General features: G+C 62.7%; 21 protein-coding genes. 11 read left to right on the plus strand and 10 right to left on the minus strand.

Annotated features, from left to right (window positions below; translation table 11 throughout):
* Positions 1-7: 7 nt before the first annotated feature.
* Positions 8-1,390, plus strand: coding sequence for a cysteine--tRNA ligase (cysS, locus tag LVS58_RS09220; RefSeq protein ID WP_233690802.1), 1,383 nt, complete (start codon positions 8-10; stop codon positions 1,388-1,390).
* Positions 1,391-1,519: 129 nt separating this feature from the next.
* Here the strand turns inward: cysS and LVS58_RS09225 are convergent, their stop codons facing one another.
* The 3 genes from LVS58_RS09225 to csiR form a co-directional block, all read right to left on the minus strand.
* On the minus strand, positions 1,520-2,911 hold the full coding sequence (locus tag LVS58_RS09225) for a sensor histidine kinase (RefSeq protein WP_233690803.1): 1,392 nt from the start codon (positions 2,909-2,911) through the stop codon (positions 1,520-1,522).
* A complete protein-coding gene (locus LVS58_RS09230) occupies positions 2,889-3,569 on the minus strand; it encodes a response regulator transcription factor (protein WP_233690804.1) in 681 nt (226 codons plus the stop codon). The genes LVS58_RS09225 and LVS58_RS09230 overlap by 23 nt, the downstream gene beginning before the upstream one ends.
* 74 nt (positions 3,570-3,643) lie before the next feature.
* Complete coding sequence (csiR, locus tag LVS58_RS09235; RefSeq protein WP_233690805.1) at positions 3,644-4,339, minus strand: DNA-binding transcriptional regulator CsiR; 696 nt, start codon at positions 4,337-4,339, stop codon at positions 3,644-3,646.
* 194 nt (positions 4,340-4,533) lie between these two features.
* Between csiR and glaH the strand changes: the two genes are divergently transcribed.
* The 6 genes from glaH (at position 4,534) to proP (ending at position 12,225) form a co-directional block, all read left to right on the plus strand.
* Entirely contained in the window at positions 4,534-5,511 is a 978-nt protein-coding gene (gene glaH / locus LVS58_RS09240) for a glutarate dioxygenase GlaH (protein WP_233690806.1), read from the plus strand.
* 114 nt (positions 5,512-5,625) lie between these two features.
* A complete protein-coding gene (lhgO, locus tag LVS58_RS09245; RefSeq protein ID WP_233690807.1) occupies positions 5,626-6,876 on the plus strand; it encodes an L-2-hydroxyglutarate oxidase in 1,251 nt (416 codons plus the stop codon).
* A 150-nt stretch (positions 6,877-7,026) separates the two neighbouring features.
* Positions 7,027-8,418, plus strand: coding sequence for a GABA permease (gabP, locus tag LVS58_RS09250; protein WP_233690808.1), 1,392 nt, complete (start codon positions 7,027-7,029; stop codon positions 8,416-8,418).
* An 87-nt stretch (positions 8,419-8,505) separates the two neighbouring features.
* Positions 8,506-9,399, plus strand: coding sequence for a PA4780 family RIO1-like protein kinase (locus LVS58_RS09255; protein WP_233690809.1), 894 nt, complete (start codon positions 8,506-8,508; stop codon positions 9,397-9,399).
* Positions 9,400-9,596: 197 nt separating this feature from the next.
* On the plus strand, positions 9,597-10,571 hold the full coding sequence (gene hemB / locus LVS58_RS09260) for a porphobilinogen synthase (RefSeq protein ID WP_233690810.1): 975 nt from the start codon (positions 9,597-9,599) through the stop codon (positions 10,569-10,571).
* A 151-nt stretch (positions 10,572-10,722) separates the two neighbouring features.
* Positions 10,723-12,225, plus strand: coding sequence for a glycine betaine/L-proline transporter ProP (gene proP, locus LVS58_RS09265; protein ID WP_233690811.1), 1,503 nt, complete (start codon positions 10,723-10,725; stop codon positions 12,223-12,225).
* Here the strand turns inward: proP and LVS58_RS09270 are convergent, their stop codons facing one another.
* From LVS58_RS09270 to LVS58_RS09285, 4 genes are all read right to left on the minus strand, one after another.
* Positions 12,226-12,927, minus strand: coding sequence for a YoaK family protein (locus LVS58_RS09270; RefSeq protein WP_233690812.1), 702 nt, complete (start codon positions 12,925-12,927; stop codon positions 12,226-12,228).
* A 9-nt stretch (positions 12,928-12,936) separates the two neighbouring features.
* The gene (locus LVS58_RS09275) at positions 12,937-13,566 is read right to left on the minus strand and encodes a riboflavin synthase subunit alpha (RefSeq protein WP_233690813.1); all 630 of its coding nucleotides are present in this window, start codon (positions 13,564-13,566) and stop codon (positions 12,937-12,939) included.
* A gap of 172 nt (positions 13,567-13,738) precedes the next feature.
* On the minus strand, positions 13,739-15,805 hold the full coding sequence (gene treS, locus LVS58_RS09280) for a maltose alpha-D-glucosyltransferase (protein ID WP_233690814.1): 2,067 nt from the start codon (positions 15,803-15,805) through the stop codon (positions 13,739-13,741).
* Between the two features lie 130 nt (positions 15,806-15,935).
* A complete protein-coding gene (locus tag LVS58_RS09285) occupies positions 15,936-16,853 on the minus strand; it encodes a LysR family transcriptional regulator (RefSeq protein WP_233690815.1) in 918 nt (305 codons plus the stop codon).
* 120 nt (positions 16,854-16,973) lie between these two features.
* Here LVS58_RS09285 and LVS58_RS09290 point away from each other — a divergent pair, with 120 nt between their 5' ends.
* From LVS58_RS09290 to LVS58_RS09300, 3 genes are all read left to right on the plus strand, one after another.
* Complete coding sequence (locus LVS58_RS09290; protein WP_233690816.1) at positions 16,974-17,732, plus strand: 5-oxoprolinase subunit PxpA; 759 nt, start codon at positions 16,974-16,976, stop codon at positions 17,730-17,732.
* 92 nt (positions 17,733-17,824) lie between these two features.
* Complete coding sequence (locus LVS58_RS09295) at positions 17,825-18,712, plus strand: 5-oxoprolinase subunit B family protein (protein ID WP_233690817.1); 888 nt, start codon at positions 17,825-17,827, stop codon at positions 18,710-18,712.
* The gene (locus LVS58_RS09300; RefSeq protein ID WP_233690818.1) at positions 18,709-19,680 is read left to right on the plus strand and encodes a biotin-dependent carboxyltransferase family protein; all 972 of its coding nucleotides are present in this window, start codon (positions 18,709-18,711) and stop codon (positions 19,678-19,680) included. Before LVS58_RS09295 ends, LVS58_RS09300 begins: the two co-directional genes overlap by 4 nt.
* A 66-nt stretch (positions 19,681-19,746) precedes the next feature.
* Here the strand turns inward: LVS58_RS09300 and LVS58_RS09305 are convergent, their stop codons facing one another.
* Together LVS58_RS09305 and LVS58_RS09310 are read right to left on the minus strand one after the other, a co-directional pair.
* Positions 19,747-20,595 carry a TIGR03915 family putative DNA repair protein gene (locus LVS58_RS09305; protein ID WP_233690819.1) on the minus strand — a complete coding sequence of 283 codons (849 nt, stop codon included), beginning with the start codon at positions 20,593-20,595 and terminating at the stop codon, positions 19,747-19,749.
* On the minus strand, positions 20,586-21,806 hold the full coding sequence (locus tag LVS58_RS09310; protein ID WP_003248106.1) for a putative DNA modification/repair radical SAM protein: 1,221 nt from the start codon (positions 21,804-21,806) through the stop codon (positions 20,586-20,588). Before LVS58_RS09310 ends, LVS58_RS09305 begins: the two co-directional genes overlap by 10 nt.
* 145 nt (positions 21,807-21,951) lie before the next feature.
* Between LVS58_RS09310 and mqo the strand changes: the two genes are divergently transcribed.
* Complete coding sequence (gene mqo / locus LVS58_RS09315; protein WP_233690820.1) at positions 21,952-23,529, plus strand: malate dehydrogenase (quinone); 1,578 nt, start codon at positions 21,952-21,954, stop codon at positions 23,527-23,529.
* 52 nt (positions 23,530-23,581) lie between these two features.
* Here mqo and LVS58_RS09320 read toward each other — a convergent pair whose 3' ends face one another.
* Positions 23,582-24,910: a UDP-glucose dehydrogenase family protein gene (locus LVS58_RS09320; RefSeq protein ID WP_233690821.1), complete on the minus strand. Its 1,329-nt coding sequence runs from the start codon at positions 24,908-24,910 to the stop codon at positions 23,582-23,584.
* Between the last annotated feature and the right edge of the window lie 82 nt (positions 24,911-24,992).

Genomic DNA, 24,992 nt, shown 5'->3' on the forward strand with positions numbered 1-24,992 from the left:
AACCGCCGTGCTTACCATCTACAACACCCTGAGCAAAACGAAGGAAACCTTCAAGCCGCTGGATGGCAACAAGGTGCGCATGTACGTGTGCGGCATGACCGTATACGACTACTGCCACCTGGGCCATGGCCGCAGCATGGTGGCCTTCGACCTGGTCACCCGCTGGCTGCGCAAAAGTGGCTATGAGCTGACCTACGTGCGCAACATCACCGACATCGATGACAAGATCATCAACCGGGCCAACGAGAACGGCGAAAGTTTTGACGCCCTGACCGCCCGCATGATCGACGCGATGCACGAAGACGAGCGCCGCCTGAACATTTTGCCGCCGGACCAGGAGCCGCGTGCCACCGACCATATCGCCGGCATGCATGCGATGATCCAGACCCTGATCGACAAGGGGTACGCCTACGCGCCAGGCAATGGCGACGTGTACTACCGGGTCGGCAAGTTCGTCGGCTACGGCAAGCTGTCGCGCAAGAAGATCGAAGACCTGCGTATCGGTGCACGCATCGAGGTCGACGAAGCCAAGCAGGACCCGCTGGACTTCGTGCTGTGGAAGGGCGTCAAGCCGGGCGAGCCGAGCTGGGAATCGCCATGGGGCCCGGGTCGCCCGGGCTGGCACATCGAGTGCTCGGTGATGTCCACCTGCTGCCTGGGCGAGAGCTTCGATATTCACGGCGGCGGCAGCGACCTCGAGTTCCCTCACCACGAAAACGAGATTGCCCAGAGCGAGGCGGCCACTGGCAAGCAGTACGCCAATGCCTGGATGCATTGCGGCATGATCCGTATCAACGGCGAGAAGATGTCCAAGTCGTTGAACAACTTCTTCACCATCCGCGACGTACTCGAGAAGTACCACCCGGAGGTGGTGCGCTACCTGCTGGTGGCCAGCCACTACCGCAGCGCGATCAACTACTCGGAAGACAGCCTGCGGGATGCCAAGGGCGCGTTGGAGCGCTTCTACCACGCCCTGCGCGGCCTGCCACGGGTGGCGGCCAAGGGTGGCGAAGCGTTTGTCGAGCGCTTCAGCGTGGCGATGAACGACGACTTCGGCACCCCCGAAGCCTGTGCCGTTCTGTTCGACCTGGTGCGCGAGATCAACCGCCTGCGTGACAGCGACCCGGAAGCGGCTGCCGGTCTGGCCGGTCGACTGCGTGAGCTGGGGGATGTACTGGGTGTGCTTCAGCTGGAGGCCGATGACTTCCTGCGTGCCGGTGCCGAAGGCAAGGTCGATGCGGCTGAAGTCGAGGGCTTGATCCAGGCGCGCCTGCAGGCACGTGCGGACAAGAACTGGGCTGAGTCCGACCGCATTCGCGACCAGCTGACTGCCATGGGTGTGGTGCTGGAAGACAGCAAGGGCACGACTACCTGGCGTCTGGCTGACTAAAGCAACTGGGGCTGTGTTGCAGCCCTTCGCGGGCACGCCCGCTCCCACAGCTTGGCGCGACATTTCAGGTGTGCGTTATCTCTGTGGGAGCGGGCGTGCCCGCGAAGGGCCGCAAAGCGGCCCCAGCTTTTATTTACCTAGACCGGCGAGCGGGCAGTGCAATACCAGCCTGGCCCCACCCAATTCGCTCTCGCCAATCTCCAGCCCGAACCCGTGCAGGTCGACGATCGCCGCCACGATCGACAACCCCAACCCGAAGCCAGCATGGCGGTGGCCTTCATCGCTGCGATAGAACCGTTTCAGTACAGCCGTTCGCTCGTCTTCGGGAATACCTGGCCCGCTATCCTCGATCGCCATGTGCACGCCGTTGTCATCCTGCGTGGCGCTTATGCGCACCCGACCACCCTCGGGCGTAAACTTGATCGCGTTGCCCACCAGGTTCGCCAAGGCCTCGAACAGCAGCTCGCGATCACCGTGCAACGCTGGTAGCTGCGCGGGTTGGTGCAATTGCAGATGAATGCCGCCATCCTCGGCCAATGGCAGGTAAAAATCGTGCAGTTCTACCAGCAGCTCATGCGGGTCAAGCTGGACGAAGCCGGCGCGGCGCTGGCGGTCTTCCAGCTCGCTGATGCGCAACAACCCGCGAAAGCGCGCCATCAAGGTGTCGGTTTCGCCGATGGCCTGGTCCAGCGCTTCGGCTTGCGCAGAATCCACGTCGCTTTGCTGGCGAATACGGTACAGCTGGGCACGAAGACGGGTGAGGGGGGTGCGCAGGTCATGGGCAATGTTGTCGCATACACCCTTGACCTCATGCATCAGCCGTTCGATACGGTCGAGCATGGCATTGACGATCGCCGCAAGCATGTCCAGCTCGTCGCGGCGGGCCGACAGCGGCAGGCGGTGGGTCAGGTCGCCGGCGACGATCAGTTCGGCCTGGGCCTGAATCGCACGTATACGCTTGAGCGGCCTGCGCCGGAGCAGGTACCAACCGGCAAAACCCGGGATCAGGGTCAGCGAGATGCCCCAGAGCAGGGCGTGCAGGATGATCCGGGTAACCACGAACAGCGAGCCATTGTCACGCACCAGCACCAGCCACCGGCCGTCCTGTACCTTGATTGCCACCGCGTCGCAGCTGTCGCGGGGCATGCGTGGGTCGTCGGCATCCAGGCAGCGTTCCAACTCATGGATCTTGCCGTCCAGTCTGAGCTCTGGGGGCAAGGCCCGCACGGTGCCGCCAATCGGGTTGAGCTGGCTGTCGAACAGGCCGTAGGCGTCAAAGCTGCGCTCCTCGAAGGCCTGGCTGGCAATCAGGGCGTCGTCCAGTTGCTTGCCGCTCATGTGGGCGAACAGGTGCTGGCGCTGCAGCATGGAGTGACGGGTGAGTTTGTTCAGGTAGCTGGAGACCTCGAAGTACAGCACCCCCATGAGGATGCTGCTCCAGGCCACGAACAGAAAGCTGTAGAGCGCCAGCAAGCGGCTGGTAGAAGAGCTCCAGCCTTTAGACGGGTTCAGCAATGGCATAGCCGGAGCCCCGTACGGTACGGATCAGCGGCGACTGGCCGGGTGAGTCGATCTTCTTGCGCAGGCGGCCGATGTGCACGTCGATCAGGTTGGTGCCCGGGTCGAAGTGATAGCCCCAGACTTCCTCGAAAATCATCATCCGCGTGATCACCTGGCCGCTGTGGCGCATCAGGTATTCCAGCAGCTTGTACTCGGTGGGCAACAGGTTGAGGGTGTTGTCACCGCGCCGCGCTTCGTGGCTGATCAGGTCCAGCTGCAGATCGGCAACCTGCAAGCGGGTCTGGGTCGTAGGTGCGCTGTTACGGCGCAGTAATACCTCGACGCGCGCGGCCATTTCGTCGGAGGCGAACGGCTTGGTCAGGTAGTCGTCTCCACCGGCACGCAGGCCGCGCACCCGCTCATCGACGTCGGAGAGGGCGCTGATCATCAGGATCGGCGTCGCGATCTTGAGGTTGCGCAGGGTGGTGACGATGGTCAGGCCGTCGACCTCGGGCAGCATGCGGTCCAGGGTGATCAGGTCGTAGCCGCCCGCAATGGCTTTGGCCAGGCCTTCACGGCCATTGTCGGCCCAATCCACTTCCAGGCCGTGGCTGGTAAGTTCGGCGACGATTTCCTGGCCGGTGACGGCGTCGTCTTCGATGGTCAGTACGCGAGGCATGCTGGTTCCTGGGCATCTAATAGAGATCTGATTGTGCCAAAGAATAGACAACCGGCGATTTAAGAAAAATTCATCTAGCGTGCACCAATGCCTTCGGCGTGCATGATCTGGGCAATGATCGGTACCGGTGTCATCAGGTGCGAGCGCATCATGGCGCTGGCGCGTTTGGCATCACGGGCGAGGATCACTTCGACCAGTGCCGCATGTTCCTGGCGCTTGAGTGCCAGCGCCTGTTCGGAAAACACCGTCTGCGTCAGCCACAGGTGGCGGTAGCGCTCGGCCTGGTCGAACAGGTAGGTGCGTGCCTGCAGCAGGTGCTTGGAGCCGCAGCCCGAAGCAATGGCAGCATGGAATGCCTTGTGCCGCTCGTCCCACACATCCAGCCGCTGCTCGCGGGTTTTGACTTCCACCACCTTGGCCAAGGTATGCGAGTGGGCCAGCACCGACGCCTCCCAGGCGTCGTCGCCGCGCTCGATGGCCAGGGCAATGATCATCGCTTCCAGGTTGGCGCGGGCGTCGTAGATGTCGTTCATTTCCTCCAGCGACATGGGCGCTACCCGATAGCCTTTCTGGCTGATGGCATTGACCAGGTGTTCGGCCACCAGCTGCGAGAGTGCTTCGCGCAGCGGGCCCACGCCCAGGTCGTAGCGTTCCTTGAGGGCGCTCATCAACAGCTTTTCACCGGGCTTGAACACCCCGCGGATGATGTCCTTCTTGAGCCTCTCATACCCGCTGAATGCTGAGTTTTGTCGGGGGGCGAGCGCTTCCAAAATCCTGTTCCTCAAAACGTTTTGCCGATCATACCGAAACCCTCTGCCGGCGAAAAACAATGGACAAACACGGATAGTGTCGCTGAATAAGAAAAATGTAGACATTCTTGTTTAGTAGCGATATTTTTAGCTCGCCCGCACTGATCCAGGTCATGACCGGACGGCGCCACCTACTTTTTAGCCAGGACACTGCCATGAACGCCTTTACGCAGATCGACGAACTTGTCATGCCACTGCCGCTCGAACCGCAGGGCTACGCCATCGCGCCCTCGAAACAGTCGCCGCGCCTGCTTGAACTGACCTTTGCCCGGGAAACTGTCGAGGCGTTCGTGCAGGCCGTTGCCCAATGGCCGGTGCAAGCATTGGAGTACAAGTCGTTCCTGCGTTTTCGCGTAGGCGAAATCCTTGACGAGCTGTGCCAGGGCACGCTGCGCCCGGTGCTGCTCAACACCATCCTCGACCGCGCCACCGGCGGCATGCTGATTACCCCGATCGGCCTGGATGACGTGAGCCAGGCCGAAGACATGGTCAAGTTCACCACCGCCTGTGCACACCTGATCGGCCGGTCCAACTATGACGCCATGAGCGGCCAGTTCTATGCGCGCTTCGTGGTGGTCAACAGCGACAACTCCGACAGCTACCTGCGCCAGCCGCACCGTGTCATGGAGCTGCACAACGACGGCACGTTCGTGAACCAGATCACCGACTACGTGCTGATGCTGAAGATCGACGAAAAGAACATGGAAGGCGGCAACTCGCTGCTGTTGCACCTGGACGACTGGGAGCAGTGCGAGGCGTTCTTCCGTCACCCGATGGCCCGTCGCGAAATGCGCTGGACCGCACCGCCGAGTAAAAAGGTGGCCGAAGATGTGTTCCATTCGGTATTCGACACCGATGCCGAAGGCCGGCCGACCATGCGCTACATTGACCAATTCGTGCAGCCGGAAAACTACGAGGAAGGTATCTGGCTGAACGCTTTGTCCGAGTCACTGGAAGGCAGTGGCAAGAAAGTCTCGGTACCGGTAGGCGTAGGCAGTTTCCTGCTGATCAACAACCTGTTCTGGCTGCATGGCCGCGATCGCTTCACCCCGCACGAGGGCCTGCGCCGCGAACTGATGCGCCAGCGTGGTTATGTCGCCTTCCCCAAGCCGCTGTACCAGCGCGGGCAATAATGACAGGGCGCGGGGCGGGCGCCCGCCCACGCGTTTTTGCACAAAATAATGCCACCAGGCCCCATGCGGGCCTTGGTGAGCCTGCCAGGCAATGCCTGCGTGTGAGGTAAGGCTGTGTACGATTTCATCATTATCGGCGGCGGGATTGTGGGCATGTCCACGGCCATGCACCTGATCAAGGTCTACCCGGACGCGAAGATTCTCCTGCTGGAGAAAGAGTCCGGCCCGGCCCGCCATCAGACCGGCCATAACAGCGGCGTGATCCACGCCGGCGTGTATTACACCCCCGGCAGCCTCAAGGCGCGCTTCTGCCTGGAAGGCAACAAGGCGACCAAAGCCTTCTGCACCCGGCACGGCATCCGTTTCGATGAGTGCGGCAAGCTGCTGGTAGCCACCAACGACCTGGAAATGCAGCGCATGAAGGCGCTGTGGGAGCGCACGGCGGCCAATGGCCTGGAACGCTACTGGCTGTCAGCGGACGAGTTGCGCGAGCGTGAGCCCAACATCGTCGGCATGGGGGGCATCTTTGTACCGTCCAGCGGCATCGTCAACTACGCCCAGGTCACCGCTGCGATGGGCGCAGAGTTCCAGCGTGCCGGCGGCGAAATCCGCTATGGCGCAGAAGTGGTCGGCCTGCAGGAGCAGGCAAATGAAGTGATCGTGCGCACCCCACGTGATGAATTGCGCAGCCGTTTCCTGGTGACCTGCTCGGGGCTGATGGCCGACCGCGTGGTGAGCATGCTCGGTCTGCGTACCGAGTTCGTGATCTGCCCGTTCCGTGGCGAATACTACCTGCTGCCCAAGCAGCACAATCAGATCGTCAACCACCTGATCTACCCGATTCCCGACCCGTCGATGCCTTTCCTGGGGGTGCACCTGACCCGCATGATCGACGGCACCGTCACCGTAGGCCCCAATGCTGTGCTGGCGATGAAGCGCGAGGGCTACCGCAAGACCGATGTCAGCCCCAGCGACCTGTTCCAGACCCTGACCACGCCCGGCATCCTCAAGGTGCTGGCGAAGAACTTCCGCCCGGGCCTGATCGAGATGAAGAACTCGCTGTTCAAGGGCGGGTACCTCAAGCAGGTGCAGAAGTACTGCCCGAGCATTACCAAAGCCGACCTCACGCCTTACCCGGCCGGCGTGCGTGCCCAGGCGGTGTCGCGTGACGGCAAGCTGATCGACGACTTCCTGTTCGTCAACACCGCGCGCAGTGTCAACGTGTGCAACGCACCGTCGCCAGCCGCCACCTCAGCCATACCGATCGGCGCCTACATCGTCGAGAAGGTGTGCGAGCAGGTCAGCCTGCAGGGCGGCAGCTTCCCCAAGGCCGACCTGTCGGCCAGCCAGAGGGTTGCCAGCTGACCCCCCGGTAACACCTCCTGCGGTTTCGTTTTACTCAACCCGTACTGCCCTGCTCACCATTCAGGGCAGGGCGGGCTTTTTCGCGCCTGCGTCGGTGACGTGCAGCCGGCGGCCCCTGCGTGGGCATGACAAAAACAACAAGGTAGCGCCATGCAAACCCACAAGAACAATTTGAGTCATGGATTGAAATCACGGCATGTCACCATGCTGTCCATTGCCGGCGTGATCGGCGCCGGGCTGTTTGTCGGCTCTGGCCGCGCCATCGCCGAAGCGGGGCCGGCTACCATCCTGGCCTATATCCTGGCGGGCGGCCTGGTGGTGCTGGTGATGCGTATGCTGGCCGAAATGGCTGTTGCGTCCCCGGACACCGGGTCGTTCTCAACCTACGCTGACCTGGCCATCGGCAAGTGGGCCGGTTACACCATCGGTTGGCTGTACTGGTGGTTCTGGGTGCTGATCATCCCGATCGAGGCCAATATCGCCGCTACCATCATCAACTCCTGGGTCCCGCAGATGGAGATCTGGGTGTTGTCGTTGGTGATCACTTTGCTGCTGACGGCCACCAACCTGTTCAGCGTGAAGAACTACGGCGAGTTCGAGTTCTGGCTGGCACTGGTCAAGGTGGTGGCCATCGTCAGCTTCATCGCCCTGGGTGTTTGCGCCATTTTCGGCCTGTTGCCGGGGTCCGGCGTCAGCGGCGTCTCGCGCCTGTGGGATGCGGGGGGCTTCATGCCCAACGGCTTTGGTGCGGTGCTGAGCGCGATGCTGATCACCATGTTCTCGTTCCTCGGGGCCGAGGTGGTGACCATTGCTGCGGCTGAATCCGACGAGGCGGGCAAGCATATTTCCAAGGCCACCAATTCGGTGATCTGGCGGATAACGCTGTTCTACATCCTGTCGATCTTCATCGTCATCGCATTGGTGCCGTGGACCGACCCACGCCTGGCTACCGAAGGCTCTTATGTCACGGTGCTGGACACCCTCGGCGTGCCAAATGCAAAGGCCATTATCGACTTCGTGGTGCTGACGTCGGTGACCAGCTGCCTCAACTCGTCGCTGTACACCGCCTCGCGCATGGTCTATTCGCTTAGCCGCCGTGGTGATGCCCCGGCCTGCGCCCAGGTAACCAGCCGCAGTGGTACACCCGTAGTGGCAGTCTTGTTGTCGACGGGGGCTGCATTCCTGGCGGTGATCGCCAACTACCTGGTGCCAGCCAAGGTGTTTGGCTTCCTCATGGCAAGCTCCGGCGCCATTGCCTTGCTGGTGTATCTGGTCATCGCCATTTCCCAGTTGCGCCTGCGCCAGCGCCTGACGGCGCAGGGCAAGACACTGGGTTACCGCATGTGGCTGTTCCCGTGGCTGACCTGGGGCGTGATCCTGTTCATCAGCGGCGTCCTGGTATTGATGCTGTTCCGGCCGGACCATCGCCTGGAAGTGGTTTCGACCATGGTGCTGGCGGTGCTGGTGGTGTGCTCGGGGTTGCTGGTGACCCGACGCCGGGCGCGCAGGGTGGCCGTTGCTGGCGTAGGGCAGGGCGCCTGAATCGTTCGGTCTGAAGACAGACGAGCAAGTCGCATCAGGCTGTGAGAGGATGTTCGCCAACAAAGCCAGGACCCTGAACGCAGCCTGATGAAGACACCTAAAAGAATCGAACCCCTGATCGAAGACGGCCTGGTCGACGAAGTGCTACGGCCGTTGATGAGTGGCAAGGAAGCCGCTGTGTACGTGGTGCGCTGTGGCAGCGAGGTACGCTGCGCCAAGGTTTATAAGGAAGCCAACAAGCGCAGTTTCCGCCAGGCCGCCGAATACCAAGAGGGCCGCAAGGTACGCAACAGCCGTCAGGCCCGGGCCATGGCCAAGGGCAGCAAGTACGGCCGCAAAGAGGCCGAAGATGCCTGGCAGAACGCCGAAGTGGCAGCGCTGTTCCGTTTGGCTGCCGCCGGTGTGAGGGTGCCCAAGCCTTACGACTTCCAGGACGGCGTGCTCTTGATGGAGCTGGTCACCGATGCCGATGGCGATGCGGCCCCGCGCCTGAACGACGTACACCTCGAAGCGGAGGATGCCCGCGCGTTCCACGCCTTCGTTATTCGCCAGATCGTGTTGATGCTGTGCGCCGGCATGGTGCATGGCGACCTGTCCGAGTTCAACGTGCTGCTCGGCCCGGACGGGCCGGTGATCATCGACCTGCCGCAGGCAGTGGATGCAGCTGCCAACAATCACGCCTTCAGCATGCTGCAGCGCGATGTGGACAACATGGCCCATTATTTCGGGCGCTTTGCCCCGGAGCTGAAAAGCACCCGCTATGCGCAGGAGATGTGGGCGTTGTACGAGGCCGGCGAGTTACTGCCCGACAGCCCGTTGACCGGGGTGTTCGAGGATGACGAACATGAAGCTGACGTAACCGGTGTGATGCGCGAGATCGACGCCGCCCGTCTGGACGACGCTCGCCGCCGTGCAGCACGCGCCGAGGCGGAGCATGGGCCGGCCAAGGCAGAGGAGCCGACGCCGCCCTGGCTGCAGTAATTGAGTGCCTGTGCAGGCCTCTTCGCGGGTGAACCCGCTCCTACGGGATTTGTAGGTGCGGGGCTTACCCGCGAAGAGGCCAACACAGGCAAACCCCGGCCGTTGCCATTGACGCAAGACACAATCTCGTCATTTAGCCTTTTCACTGGCGCGCGACAGGCATAAGGTATACGCCGTTCAAATTCCCTGGAGCTGTCATGTCCAACCAATTCCCGTCCGTTCGTCCACGCCGCCTGCGCCAGAACGAGTCCCTGCGCACGATCTTCCAGGAAACCGAGTTCCGCCTTGAAGACCTGATCCTGCCGATCTTCGTCGAAGAGGGCATCGATGATTTCGTGCCGATCACCAGCATGCCCGGTGTCAACCGTATCCCCGAGAAGCGGTTGGCCCAGGAAATCGAGCGCTATGCCCGCGCCGGTATCAAGTCGGTGATGACCTTTGGCGTATCGCACCACCTGGATGCCGATGGCAGCGACACCTGGAACGAAAACGGCCTGGTTGCGCGCATGTCGCGTATCTGCAAGGACACTGTGCCGGAAATGGTGGTGATGTCCGATACCTGCTTCTGCGAATACACCAGCCATGGCCACTGCGGCGTGCTGCATGATCATGGCGTGGACAACGACGCCACCCTGGCCAACCTGGGCAAGCAGGCAATCATCGCCGCTGCTGCCGGTGCCGACTTCATTGCCCCCTCGGCGGCGATGGACGGCCAGGTGCAGGCGATCCGCAGTGCCCTGGACGGTGCCGGTTTCCACGACACCGCGATCATGGCCTACTCGACCAAGTTCGCCTCGTCGTTGTATGGCCCATTCCGTGAGGCCGGCGGCACTGCACTGAAGGGCGACCGCAAAAGCTACCAGATGAACCCGATGAACCGCCGCGAAGCGGTGCGCGAGTCGCTGCTCGACGAGCAGGAAGGGGCGGACGTGCTGATGGTCAAGCCGGCCGGTGCCTACCTTGATGTGATCGCTGACATCCGCGCCGCTTCGCGCCTGCCACTGGCGGCGTACCAGGTGAGTGGCGAGTATGCGATGATCAAGTTCGGCGGGCTGGCTGGCGCCATCGACGAAGGCCGGGTGGTGCGCGAAAGCATTGGCGCGATCAAGCGTGCCGGTGCCGACCTGATCCTGACCTACTTCGCCATGGACCTGGCGCGCGAAGGTATCTGAAGTCAGGCCTTCGGCATGAAAGCTGCTGCCATCGCAGCGGCTTTTTTTTGGGGCGCCGTTGAGTAGTGCCACAAAAAAACAGTAAGCGCTGAATTATTTAGTGTCCCGTTGTATCTGATCCCTTAGAGCATTCATCGACAGGGACACAGGAATGAAACCTCGCAAGAAAAGCGTCCAGCCAATCGGCCTGAAGGACATCACCATCGTCGACGACGCCAAGATGAAGAAGGCGATCACAGCCGCCGCGCTGGGCAACGCCATGGAGTGGTTCGACTTTGGCGTATACGGTTTTGTCGCTTATGCCTTGGGCAAGGTGTTTTTCCCCAATGCCGATCCCAGCGTGCAAATGATTGCGGCCTTGGCCACCTTCTCGGTGCCGTTCCTGATCCGGCCGCTTGGCGGGTTGTTCTTCGGCGCCTTGGGCGACAGGTTCGGGCGGCAGAAAATCCTCGCCGCGACCATCGTGATCATGTCCCTGAGCACCTTCGCCATCGGCCTGATACCGTCCTATGCAAGCATCGGTATCTGGGCGCCGATCCTGTTGCTGCTGGCCAAGATGGCCCAGGGCTTTTCGGTGGGTGGCGAATATACCGGCGCCTCGATCTTCGTTGCCGAGTACGCACCCGACCGCAAGCGCGGCTTTCTCGGCAGCTGGCTGGATTTCGGTTCGATTGCCGGCTTTGTACTGGGCGCAGGGGTGGTGGTGCTCATTTCCACGGTTCTGGGTGAAGAGCAGTTCCTTGACTGGGGTTGGCGCCTGCCGTTCTTCCTTGCCCTGCCGTTGGGCATCATCGGCCTTTACCTGCGCCACGCGCTGGAAGAAACACCAGCGTTCCAGCAGCACGTCGACAAGCTGGAACAGGGCGATCGTGAAGGCCTGGCCTCCGGGCCCAAGGTGTCGTTCAAGGAGGTGGCTACCCAGCACTGGCGCAGCCTGTTGACCTGCATCGGCGTGGTAATTGCCACCAACGTCACCTACTACATGCTGCTTACCTACATGCCCAGCTACCTGTCGCACAACCTGCACTACAGCGAAGACCATGGCGTGCTGATCATCATCGCGATCATGGTCGGCATGCTGTTCGTGCAACCGATCATCGGCCTGCTCAGTGACAAGTTTGGCCGGCGACCGTTCATCATTGTTGGCAGTGTCGGCCTGTGCGCCCTGGCCATTCCGGCATTCATGCTGATCAACAGTGGCGTGCTTGGGCTTATTTTCGCCGGCCTGCTGATCATTGCCGTGCTGCTGAACTTCTTCATCGGCGTGATGGCCTCGACGCTGCCGGCCATGTTCCCCACGCACATCCGCTACAGCGCACTGGCCAGCGCCTTCAACATCTCGGTGTTGATCGCCGGCCTTACCCCAACCCTCGCTGCGTGGCTGGTGGAGACCACCAATGACCTGTACATGCCGGCCTATTACCTGATGGTGATCGCTGCTGTCGGCCTTGTCACCGGCCTGACCATGAAGGAAACCGCCAACAAGCCACTGCGCGGCGCCGCACCCGCAGCGTCAGACATCGAAGAGGCGCGTGAACTGCTGCAGGAGCACCACGACAACATCGAGCAGAAGATCGAGGACATCGATGCGCAGATCGCCGAGTTGGAAGCCAAGCGCGAAAAACTGGCGCAGCAGCACCCGCGTATCGAATGATCAGCGCGGCATGTAGCCACGCTGCCAGGAACGCGGTATGAACCGCGATACCAGTGCCAGCACGCAGGCCAGCGCACAACTGCCGGCCAGCGCCTGCAGGCCCAGGTGTTTTTGCAACCAGGCGCCGAGCGCGGCGCCCAGCAACATCCCGGCCCAAGGCACCAGCTGCACTCGCCAGCCATCGCGCCGCTCGCCCAGCAGCCAACGCCCCAGGCCGCGGCCAAAACGCGACAGGGCGCCGGTCACGTAAGTCAGGCCAATGGGCAGGCCATTCACCTGCTCGACTACAGCATTGAGCATGCCCATGGCCAGCGTGGCCGCCAACAGCGCGGGGAAGGTGGCCGACAACGGCCACGCTGCCGCGAAAGCCAGCAGTGCAGCAACCACCAACAGCACCGGCCAGGCTCGACGGCGCAATCCGCGAGCCAGGAGCACACCCAGCGTATTGCCCGCGACGAAGCCCAGTACCGCGCCACTGAGGCGTAGCACAAGGGCCAGGTCTGCTTCATTGATGGCTACCGCCAGGCGTGTGGTGTTACCGCTCATGAACGACACGAAATCGCCCAGCGCCAGCAGACCGATGGCATCGGTCATGCCGGCCAGCACCGACAGGGCCGCGACCAGGCCCAGGCCGACGCGACCACGCATTACCTGCAGGCGCAAACGCCTGGCCGTGCGCGCGGAGAGGGTGTTAGGGAGCATGTGCAGGCCTCAGGGCAGCAGGTTTTCGCGGGCCAGGGTACCTTTAATGGTGCGCTCCACCACATCGACCAGCACCATGGTCTGGTGGTCGACCTCGATGTTGAGCAGTTCACCTGTGTGGTAACTGGCGAAGGTAGTCTGACGCAGGGTTTCCGGGATCAGGTTGATGGTGATCACGTTGTCCTCCACGTCAGCGACCGTCAGGCTGCAGCCATTGACCCCGATGAAACCCCGCGGGAACACGTATTTGCCCCATTGCGGCGGCATGCGGAACTTGATGAAGGCGCCGGTTTCCTTGATTGACAGCTCGACGATCTCGGCGGTGGTGGCGATGTGGCCGGCCATCAGGTGGCCGCCGACTTCGGCGTTCATCTTCGCTGAGCGTTCGATGTTCACGCTCCGGCCAGGCTTGAAGCTGCGCAGATTGGTGCGTTCGAGGGTAGCGGTCATGGCGTCGAACCTGACCTGGCTGCCGTCGATTTCGGTCACGGACAGGCACGTACCTTCGACGCTGACGCTGGCACCGATCTTCAGCTCGTCGAGCAGTTCCGGGGTGAGGTCGATGGTGAACTGGTTGTAGCCCGGGTAGGTGGTTACATCAAGCAGAGGGCGGACGGCCTGGACGATGCCGGTGTACATGGAGTTGCTCCTGGGCACGGAAAAGAAAACTCCCGAACGCTATGCCCGTAGCGCCGTAAAAGCAAGACCGGCTTCTTGGCTGGCAAGCCGGTTCGCACGCCGGGCGCCCGCATGGAGTATGCAGCGTGCGTGTGGGCGAACCTGGCTTGCCGACAGTACGGCCACGCCAGATTCAGACATGCCCGATGCTGTTCACGATCCGCAGGCACAGCGCCTCGTAGGGGTCCAGGTTCACCATCAGGCGCCCATCCTCGGTCAAATCGCCTTCCACCGTCTCGTTGATCATGTCGACCACCGGCCCAGGTGTGAACCCGGTCAACAGCAGTTCCTCGGCAATGGGGGCCTGGCCGAAGTTCAGCGCACTGATCTGGATACCGCGCCCGGCCGGCAGCTCATGCACCATCACCAGCAGCCCCGGGCTGCGCACCTCAGGTACCAGCACCTGACGGCTGGTGGCAATACCGTAAGCCTGGCGCACAGCGAGCAGTTTCTTCACCTTACAGGCAAATGAATCACCCTCGTCCAACTGGCTGTCGAGGCTGCCGTACAGCGCTCGGGCACGGGGCATGCCACGCACGGACGCCTCTGCCTGTGGGTCAAGCCCGGCCAGGTCATAGCCGCCTCGGTGAATCCAGCGGGTATCGCCGTCGAGCATGCGTTCGGCCACTGCTTCGGCGGGCAAGGGCAGGGCACCGACCAGGTCCCAGCCGGACAAGGCGACCACCCCCGGCTGCATGGCGTTGTACATGACCAGCAACAGGTGCACTCTCTTGATCCGCTCGATATCCGCTACGCCAATCTGCTCGAGGTCGCGGATACCCAGTGCAGCGGCGATCAGGCTGGCGGTGGTGCAGGCAATGCCGTTGGTCACGAAACGCAGGTTGTACGGCGCATGTTCCCCCGACAGCCGTTCGTAGATCTCTTCGCGGATATGTTCGCGCAGGATGCTGCCAGGCAGGGTCTGGCCCTTGTACAGGTACATATCGTGCGCGTGCAGTGTCCAGAAGTGCACCAGCTCCACGGTCAGCTCGTCATGGTTTTGCAGGGCATGGATCAGCGAGGCCGGGTCGATGCCGAAAGCGTGCATTTCCTTGAGCATCAGGCGCAGGAACTCGGTATCGCCCGTCAGCAGCGCATGCTGGTAGGCCGGCCGGGTAATGAAATCGTAGGACAGGTCGGCACCGCCCCTGGACATCTGCGCAATGTCATCCAGGGTCAGGTTCAGCTCCTGGAAGCTGAAGCCGCCGGCCTTGCGGATCATGCCACCAATCAGCTGGTTGCCGACAAGCGACAGCGGGTGGCTTTCCGACCAGGCGGTGCCGCTGGCGCGGGTTTCCACGCCGAGAAAGCCGTTGGCGTCCAGGCGCAGGCCGCGTGCACCCAGGCAGTCCAGGGCGTGGAGCGCGTCACCAATGATCATTTGCTGGGCGGCGAAAGTTGGGTCCAGCCAGTTCAGCGATGGCTGGCCTTCCTTGAAGTAATGCAGGTACACCCAGCGGCGGGTCTTGCCATCGACGCCTGTGATCGGCGGCGTGGCGCTCCAGTCGGTTTCCTTCACGCCCGGCTCGAAGAAGATGACCCGTTGCAGCTGGCCAACGATGTAATGGCGCGCCTTCAGCTCGTCACACTGAGCTGGCAGCAAATTGACCGCATCGCGCCCGGCGGGCACCTCGGGCAGCAGCGCCCAGTCTTCCTCGCGGATCTCGACCATGTGGTACAGGCCGGGGTAGGGACCATAGGCGATCTCGGCCAGGCGGAAGTCGGCGCCCTTGCCGGTGTGCGAGGGAATCAGGTCATCGATGGTCACGGCATTGTGCGCAGCGGCCATGCGGCTCATCTGGATCAGCTCCTGCTCGCTGCCGTACAGCGGGTCGATGTCGAAGCTGATGCGGTCGAAGTTGCCGTCCACGCTGGGGGTGAGTTCGCGGCCGCGGATGCCACCGGACAGTTTGATCGGGCCGGTGTGCAGGCCCTGTACGCCGAGCTCCGACAGGCGCTTCCACAACGCTTCGTGGGCCAGGGCTCCGAGCACCGAGCAACCCTCAGGCGCGATGATGGCGTCGGGGTAGACGGTCAGCCACACCGAGGCGATTTCGGTGGCGCGGCGGGGCTGGGCCTCGGCGTAGGGTTGTTGCCACAGGCGCGACTGGCCTGAGTACAGGCTGGCGCGCGCCTGGGAGGCCTTGAGCATGGCGCGGTCTTCGAGCCATTTGACGTATGACGGGTCGGGCTGGGTCATTTCGCGTCCTCTTTGCGTGTCGGCACCGGCTCAGGTTATGACGGCGTTGCGGCCTGAACGTTCGGCTCGAGATGGGGGTTGGCTGCTTCGCGGGCGCGCCCGCGAAGAGGACGGGCCTGCAGAGGCAGGATCAGCGCCTTGCAGACAACTGCTGCGGCGCCAGAAACGCATCATGGAAGTAATTGCGCACCGCCTGCATCGCCGGGCTGAATTCCCGTTCCCGGTGCCAGGCCAGCCCCACGCTCATCGGTGTGACCGGGTCGCTGATGCTCACCGTCTCGATACGCTTGCCCTCCAGCGACCAGGGCCGGTGCACCAGGTCCGACAGGATCGCCACACCGCTGCCATTGGCGACCATGCTGCGCACGGCCTCCACCGAGCTGGTCCGTACCCTTACGCTTGGCCGTTGCCCGGCCTGTTCCCAGTAGCGCATGGCACTTTGCTCGGCCTCGTCGACGGTCAACAGAATGAACGGCTCACAGGCCACATCGGCCAGGCTCACGGCCGAGCGCTCGCATAATGGGTGATGCCCGGGCAGCCACAGCCGGCGCTCGGAGTTGAACAGGGTTTCCGAGACGATGTCGGGGTGGGTGAGGTTGGCGGTGAGCACCACCGCCATGTCGAAACGTCCCTCCAGCAGGCCTTGCTCGATGGCGCTGCGCTCCTGCTCGTACAGCTCCAGGGTCACGTCCGGATGCCAGTGTTCCAGGCGCTGCAGGTGGTGCGGCAGGAAGTAGCCGATCACCGTGTAACTTGCCGCCAGGCGCAACAGGCCACTGGCGCGCACATCCGGAAGCGGGCTGTTCAACGCATCGTCGACACTGCGCAGGATGACGTAGGCACGGTTCAAAAAGTGCCGACCGGCTTCGGTCAGGCTCATGCCCTGGGCCGAGCGCTGGAACAACAGCACGCCGAGCATCGCTTCCAGCTCCTTGATGGCCGTGGTCACTGCCGACTGGGAGATGTTCAGGTGGATCGCCGCTTGGGAGATCTGGCCGATTTCAGCGGTGGCAACGAAGTAGCGGACCTGGCGCAGGGTGAGTGACACGGTAGGCTCCCTTGGTATCTGATTTTCAGAAGACGCCCCATCTGTTTATAGATCTTCCCAAGGGGGTGCAGAGAATCTAACGTGACTTGCATGCAGTCACAAGTACCAGGAGATGCCGTCATGCAAGCAGTGGATTTCAACTCGGACATGGGTGAGGGCTTTGGCCCGTGGACTATAGGCGACGGCGTCGATCACGAACTGATGGGCTACATCAGCAGCGCCAACATCGCCACCGGTTTCCATGCTGGCGACCCGGGTACGATGCGCCGCACCGTCGAGCGCGCCAAGGCCCTTGGGGTTGCCGTGGGGGCACACCCGGGTTTCCGCGACCTGGTCGGCTTTGGCCGCCGGCACATCAACGCCTCGGCGCAGGAACTGGTCGACGACATGCTCTATCAACTGGGCGCACTGCGTGAAATCGCCCGTGCCCAGGGCGTGCGCCTGCAGCACATCAAGCCGCATGGGGCGCTGTACATGCACCTGGCGCGTGATGAAGAAGCGGCGCGCTTGCTGGTGCAGAACCTGCGGGTGATCGAACCCGAGTTGCTGCTGTACTGCATGCCGGGTTCGGTGATCTGCCGCATTGCCCAGGAAATGGGGCAGCCGGTGATTCGCGAGTTCTATGCCGACCGCGAGTACGACCTGAGCGGGTCGATCGTGTTTACCCGCAATGTGCGTGGCTACGAGCCCCAAGCCGTCGCCGAGCGGGTGCTGCGTGCTTGCCGCCAAGGTGTGGTGCGCACGGTCGAAGGCCAGGACCTGGCGATCGACTTCGATTCCATTTGCCTGCACAGCGACACCCCGGGCGCACTGGACCTGGTCGAAGCCACGCGCAAGGCGCTGGATGCGGCCGGCATTGTGGTGCGTGCACCGCGCTGAACCCGTCAGGCATCCGGCAAACAGACAAGCCGGAGCCCGTGCATTTTGTTTTCGCCTGCCTTTCTATAAAGATTCCAAGAAAAGGAACTGTCATGGCCGAATCGCTTGCTACAACCCCGATCCGTTACAGCTTCGGCGCCGACGAGCACCTGTTTGCCGAAGTCAGCGAGAGCATGTCGCTGGAGGCCTTTTTCAAGGGGATGGCCGTCACCCGTGCGGTGGAGCGCATGGCCCTGGATGGCGTGCTTGATGTGTGCCTGGCCAATGCGTCGTTCCAGGTCCGCTTCGACCCGGACCGTATCGCCCCCGAGGCACTCCTCGAAGCCGTGCGCGGCGCCGAAGCGCAGGCGGTGGCCGAGCGGTCGTTGCAGACGCGGATCATCGAGATCCCGGTGCTGTACAACGACCCCTGGACCCATGAAACCCTGATGCGCTTTCGGGATCGCCACCAGGACCCGACCAGCACTGACCTAGAATACGCCGCGCGCATCAACGGACTGGCCGATGTCGAGGCATTCATCGCCGCCCACAGTGGCGCGCCATGGTTCGTGTCGATGGTCGGCTTTGTAGCCGGCCTGCCGTTCATGTTCCAGATGGTCGAGCGCCAGCGGCAGCTGCAGGTGCCCAAGTACCTGCGCCCACGTACCGACACGCCCAAGCTCACCCTGGGCCATGGCGGCTGCTTTGGTTGCATCTACTCGGTGCGCGGGGCCGGGGGCTACCAGATGTTCGGCGTCACCCCGGCACCGATCTACGACCCGCAGCAGACCATGAACTACCTGAAAGAGCACATGGTGTTCTTCCGCCCGGGTGACATCGTGCAGTTCAAGCCTATCGACCGCCGCACTTACGACCAGGCGGTGGCGCAAGTAGAGGATGGCAGCTTCGACCTGCGCATTCGCCCGGTGGAGTTTTCCCTGGACGCCTTCCTTGCCGACCCGGTCGGCTACCCCAAATCGTTGCAGGAGGTGCTGGCATGATCAAGGTACTCAAACCGGGCCTGGCCACTTCTGTACAGGACCTGGGCCGCGAAGGTTACTACCACCTGGGCATTCCCCCGTCCGGCGCACTCGACCAGTACGCCCTAAGCGCAGCCAACCACCTGGTGGGCAACCCGGCCGGCGCTGCGGGCCTGGAGTGTGCGCTGGTGGGGCCGGAGCTGGAGTTCCAGCAGGACGCGCTGGTCGCTTTGTGTGGTGCGCAGATGCCAGCGTTGCTCGATGGCCGCGAGCAGCGCCCGGACACGGCGTTTGCCGTGCGTGCCGGGCAAGTGTTGCGTTTCGGCTTTCCCACAGCGGGCGCCCGGGCCTACCTGGCAGTGGCCGGAGGCATCGATGTGCCCGAGGTACTGGGTAGCCGGTCCACCTACGCGCTGGGCGGCCTGGGAGGCTTTCATGGGCGCAAACTGATGGCGGGCGACCTGCTGCCGGTCGGCGTGCCCAGCGGCAGGACCCGTGCCGGTGCAAGCCTGCCCATGGCCCTGCGTCAGGCCTTGGGGGGCGAGGTGGTGTTGCGGGTGGTGCCTGGGCTGTACTTTCACCGCCTGACGCAAGCTGCAGCGCAAAGTTTCTTCACCGACGCCTGGACGGTTGGCTCCGAAGCGGACCGTATCGGTTATCGCTACAAAGGCGGCAGCCCCTTGAGTTTCCAGCCGCGCGAGCAGCCGTTTGGTGCGGGGTCGGACCCGTCGAATATCGTCGACAGCTGCTACCCGATCGGCTCGATCCAGGTGCCGGCAGGGTTGGAACCGATCATCCTGCACCGCGATGCCGTGTCGGGTGGCGGCTACGCCATGATCGGCACGGTGATCAGTGCCGACCTCGACCTGATCGGGCAGATGCAACCCAATCAGCAGGCGCGGTTCCTGCCGGTGAGCCTGGAGCAGGCACTGGAGGCGCGGCGTTCGTACAAGAAGAAGCTGGCCTGCCTGGCCAGGCTCTTCAGTTGAGCTTGATGTTTTCGCTGTAGCAGCGGGGGGCCTTGTGTTTCGAAGGGGCCGCAACGGGCTGCGCGGCTACACCGAGCGCGCAGGCTTGCTGATTGTCTTGCCGGTTTGGGCGGCCACCTCGAGGGCTTGGCCGTCCCGCTGTTTGCCTTGGCGCGCCAGGCCTTCCAATTGCGGTATCAGCATGCCTTCCGGCAAATGCCGCCAGAATCGCCCCGGCATGTGCAGGCGCAAGGCATCCGGGTTGAGGCGGGCCGGGTTGAAGGTATGGCGGTAGTAGGTGCGCCAGAGTTCGGCACCGGGGTCTTCGGCGTTGCGGGCCCACTGGCGCCAGGGTTCGGGGCACTGTCGCTGGTAGTCGAACGACTGGCCGTCAAAGCGAATGCCATCCTGTGGTGTGGCAATCAACCAGCGCAAACGCCCCAGGCGGTCGGCGAAGTGCGCACTGGCACTGTGCAGAATGTCGTGTGCCGGCTCGTGATAGGCCACCAGATCCAGCTGCAAGTGCTCAGCCAGTTCATCAGGCAATGGCACGAAGCGTACGAACGCGTGCAAGTGATGTGCCTCGCGGGTTACCTGCTTGATGCGCCGTTGCAGCTCGCTGCCCAGCCGGTCACCGGCCAGCATTGCCGTGCGATCGCCATGGGCGACGCGCCACAGCACTTCATACAGCAGGTTCCAGCGCTGTTCGCCACGGTAGCGAGAGGCCTGCTCCAACTGGCTCAGCAGTGCTGCCGGGACTTTGGCCCGGAAAGGGCCAGGCCCTTCAGGCGGCGCAGCCGGCACGGCCAGCAGGTCAGCTATCGGGCCTTGCGACCAGGTGACGTGCGACGGGTCGATGCCATGGCTCAACAACACCCGGGCCTGGTCGCGCCAAGTGGCGAACAGGTCGTCGCAGTCGAGTGCGATCACCCCCATAACCCCATCTGCACGGGCGCTGGCGGCTCACTCAAGCGCGCTCGCAGCAAGCCGCTGCGCAGTTCTGCCTGGGCTGGGCGGTAATCGCTTGTAACGATAAATGGCCGTGCCTTGTCCAGCACGCAGCGCAGCTGGATCAGGTCGTCATAACGGATGCGCCGCTCCCGCCGCAGAGCAACCAGGCGCTGTACGCTGCGCAGGCCGATGCCTGGGATACGCGCCAGTAGCGCAGGTTCGGCGCGGTTCACGTCCAGCGGGAAGACTTCGCGGTTGGCCAGTGCCCAGGCCAGCTTGGGGTCGATGTCCAGTGCCAGGTTACCGCTGTGGCCCAGCAGCTCGCCAGCTTTGTAACCATAGCCACGTAGCAGGAAGTCGGCTTGATACAGGCGGTGTTCGCGCAGCAGCGGCGGTGCGGCGAGGGGCACGCTGCCGGGGCTGTCGGGGATCGGGCTGAAGGCGGAGTAGTACACGCGCTTGAGGCCGTAACCCTGGTACAGCGACTCGGCATTGCGCAGCAAGGTACTGTCGTCGGTGCTGTCGGCGCCGACGATGACTTGGGTGCTCTGCCCGGCCGGGGTGAAGCGCGGCGCCCTGGGCTCGTTGGCCACGGCCTGCTGGCCCTGATGAATCACGCCCATGGCCTGGCGAATGGTGCGCCCTTGCTTTTCCGGCGCCAGGCGCTTGAGGCTGGCGTCAGTGGGCAGTTCGATGTTGACGCTGAGGCGGTCGGCCAGGCGCCCGGCCTCTTCGATCAGCAGCGGGTCGGCATCGGGGATGGCCTTGAGGTGGATGTAGCCGCGGAAGCTGTGCTCTTCACGCAACAGCCGGGCCACACGGATCAGCTGCTCCATGGTGTAGTCCGCCGAGCGGATGATGCCAGAGCTGAGAAACAGGCCGCTGATGCAGTTGCGCCGGTAGAAGTCCAGGGTCAGGCGTACCACCTCCTCGGGGCTGAAGCGCGCGCGAGGCACGTTGCTGGAGCGGCGGTTGACGCAGTACTGGCAGTCATACAGGCAGAAGTTGGTCAGCAGCACCTTGAGCAGTGATACGCAGCGGCCGTCGGGTGTATAGCTATGACAGATACCCATGCCATTGGTAGCTCCCAGGCCGTCAGCGCCGCGCGAGTTACGCTTGGGCGCGCCGCTGCTGGCGCAGGAAGCGTCGTACTTGGCGGCGTCGGCCAGGATGCCGAGTTTGGCGATGAGTTGCATGGCGCTGTCTCGCTATACTGAATATTCATACAGTATTTTGAGATTTGATGGATTGCAAGTGATTGTGCGCCGGTCATACCCGACCAGATCCGTCAGCTAAGCTTGTGGCTGAGCTCATGGATAGCAACGAGGCACGGGAGAGGTTATGAAGATCACCATCAAGCCGACACTGGCGCTGGCCGGGCTGGCCTTGGCAATGGCTATGCTCAACGCCCAGGCTGCGGAAACCAGAAAGGTCGATGTGCTGCTGGTGGGCGGCGGCATCATGAGTTCCACCTTGGCTGTGTGGCTCAACGAGCTGGAGCCTGGCTGGTCGATGGAAATGGTCGAGCGCCTGGACAAGGTGGCCGAAGAAAGCTCCAACGGCTGGAACAATGCGGGTACCGGCCACTCGGCCCTGGCTGAACTGAACTACACGCCGGAAAAAGACGGCAAGATCGACATCAGCAAAGCAGTGGAAATCAACGAATCCTTCCAGGTGACCCGGCAGTTCCTTGCCTGGCAAGTGAAACAGGGCGTGCTGAAAAACCCGCATTCGTTCATCAATACCACCCCGCACATGAGCTTTGTCTGGGGCGATGACAACATCCGCTTCCTGAAGAAGCGCTACGAGGCGCTGCAGGCCAGCCCCTTGTTCAAACCTATGCAGTATTCCGAAGACCACGAGCAGATCCGCAAGTGGGTACCCCTGATGATGGAAGGGCGTGACCCCAATCAGAAGCTGGCCGTGACCTGGACGCCGATCGGCACCGACGTCAATTTTGGCGAAATCACCCGGCAGTACGTGAGTTACCTGCAGACGCGGCCGAACTTCGATCTCAAGCTGTCGAGCGAAGTGCGGGACATCACCCGTAACGACGACGGTTCCTGGCACGTCGAGTACAAGAATCTGAAGAATGGCAGCAAGGCAGCCACCGATGCCCGGTTCCTGTTCGTCGGCGCTGGCGGGGCGGCACTGCCGCTGCTGCAGAAGTCGGGTATCGACGAGGCCAAGGACTATGGCGGCTTCCCGGTCGGCGGCTCCTTCCTGGTCACTGACAACCCGGCTATCGCCCAGCGCCACATGGCCAAGGCCTATGGGATTGCCGCAACCGGTGCGCCGCCCATGTCGGTGCCGCACCTGGACACCCGGGTACTTGATGGCAAGCGCATGATCCTGTTTGGGCCGTTCGCCACGTTCTCGACCAAGTTCCTCAAACAGGGCTCATTGCTTGACCTGCTCGCCAGTACCAGCGTGCACAATGCCTGGCCGATGGTGCGGGTAGGGGTACGCGAGTTCGACCTGGTGCAGTACCTGATCGGACAGGTGCTGCAATCGGACAATGATCGCTTCGAAGCACTGCGCACCTACTTCCCCGGGGCGAAGAAAGAAGACTGGCGGCTGTGGCAGGCGGGCCAGCGGGTGCAAATCATCAAGAAAGACGAAGCGTTGGGTGGCGTGCTCAAGCTTGGTACCGAGGTGGTGACGTCCAGGGACGGCAGTATCGCCGGCTTGCTTGGGGCCTCACCCGGTGCGTCGACCGCTGCGCCTATCATGCTCGATGTGTTGAACAAGGTGTTCAAGGACAAGGTGGCCTCGCCCGAGTGGCAGGCCAGGATCAAACAGATCATCCCGTCCTATGGCATTCGCCTGAACGACCACCCGGATCAGTTACAGAAGGAGTGGGCATACACCAACGAGGTGTTGCAGCTTGAACCTCCCGTCAGTAACGCTGCGCCCTGAGTCGATAAAACCGGCTGGCAGCCCGGGCGTGGCCAGCCGGCAATCATCGCCGTCAAGCGGGCGCCATCTTGCCACGTCCGATGCCATAGTAGGTCAGCCCTGCCGAGGCCATGTGCTCGGGTTCGTACAGGTTGCGGCCATCGAACACCACCCGGTCGGCCAACTGCTGCGGCACCTCGTCCAGGTTGAGCACACGGTAGTCCTGCCATTCGGTGACGATCACCAGGGCATCGGCGCCCCGCAACGCATCGTCCTTGCAGGGCACCAGTTGCAAGTCGGCACGCGGGCCGTAGTGGCGCCGGATTTCTTCCATGGCCTGTGGGTCGTGAGCCTGCACCCGCGCGCCCGCAGCCCACAACGCTTCCAGCAGGACCCGGCTGGAGGCTTCGCGGATATCATTGGTATTGGGCTTGAACGACAACCCCCACAGGGCAAACACCTTGCCCCGCAGGCCGCCGGGGTAGTGGCGCTGGATCTTGCTGAACAGCCGGCCCTTCTGCTGCTCGTTGACCGACTCGACTGCGCGCAGCAACTGCGTCTCGAAGCCTTCTGCCTCGGCACTGTGGCGCAGGGCTTGCAAGTCCTTGGGGAAGCACGAGCCGCCAAAACCGCAGCCGGCGTAGATGAAGTCGTAACCGATGCGCGGGTCCGAGCCGATGCCACGGCGCACCATTTCGATGTCGGCCCCCAGGTGCTCGGCCAGGTTGGCGATTTCGTTGATGAAGGAAATCTTGGTTGCCAGCATGCAATTGGCTGCGTACTTGGTCAGCTCGGCACTGCGCGCGTCCATGACCATAAACTTTTCGCGGTTGCGGTTGAACGGCAGGTAAAGCTCGCGTAGCAACTCCACCTCGGCTGCTTCTGCGCCGCCGATGATGATGCGCTGGGGGCGCATGCAGTCCTCCACCGCAGAGCCTTCCTTGAGAAACTCCGGGTTGCTGATCACCTGGAAGCGGCGGGTATCGGCCACGGCCTGGGCGATGCGTGCCTGGATACGGTGTACCGTACCCACCGGCACGGTGGATTTGTTGACGATGACTTTGGGCCCGTCAGCATGTTCGAGGATGCTGTCGACCACGGCGAAAACGTGCGTCAGGTCGGCGCTGCCGTCGGCTTGCGGCGGAGTACCGACGGCAATGAACTGCAGCCGGGCATAGTTGGCAGCCATTGCGGCATCCGTGGTGAAGCGCAGCCGACCGCAGGCGAGGTTCTTCTCCAGCAGCGGCGCAAGGCCGGGCTCGAAGATCGGGCAATGGCCTTCGCTCAGGCTGGCCACGCGATCGGCATCGACATCCATGCACAACACCGAATGGCCCACCTGGGCCAGGCACACCGCCTGGGTCAGGCCGACATAACCGGTTCCGTAAACCGTGACCTTCATTTCACAGCTCCTTGATAGGAAAGCTGAAAAAAAATGTCACATCGTTGTTTAGGAATTGTGACCTGAAGGATGTGCTCGTGGG

Source organism: Pseudomonas sp. JR33AA, from assembly GCF_021378985.1.
GTDB classification, from domain to species: Bacteria; Pseudomonadota; Gammaproteobacteria; order Pseudomonadales; family Pseudomonadaceae; genus Aquipseudomonas; species Aquipseudomonas alloputida.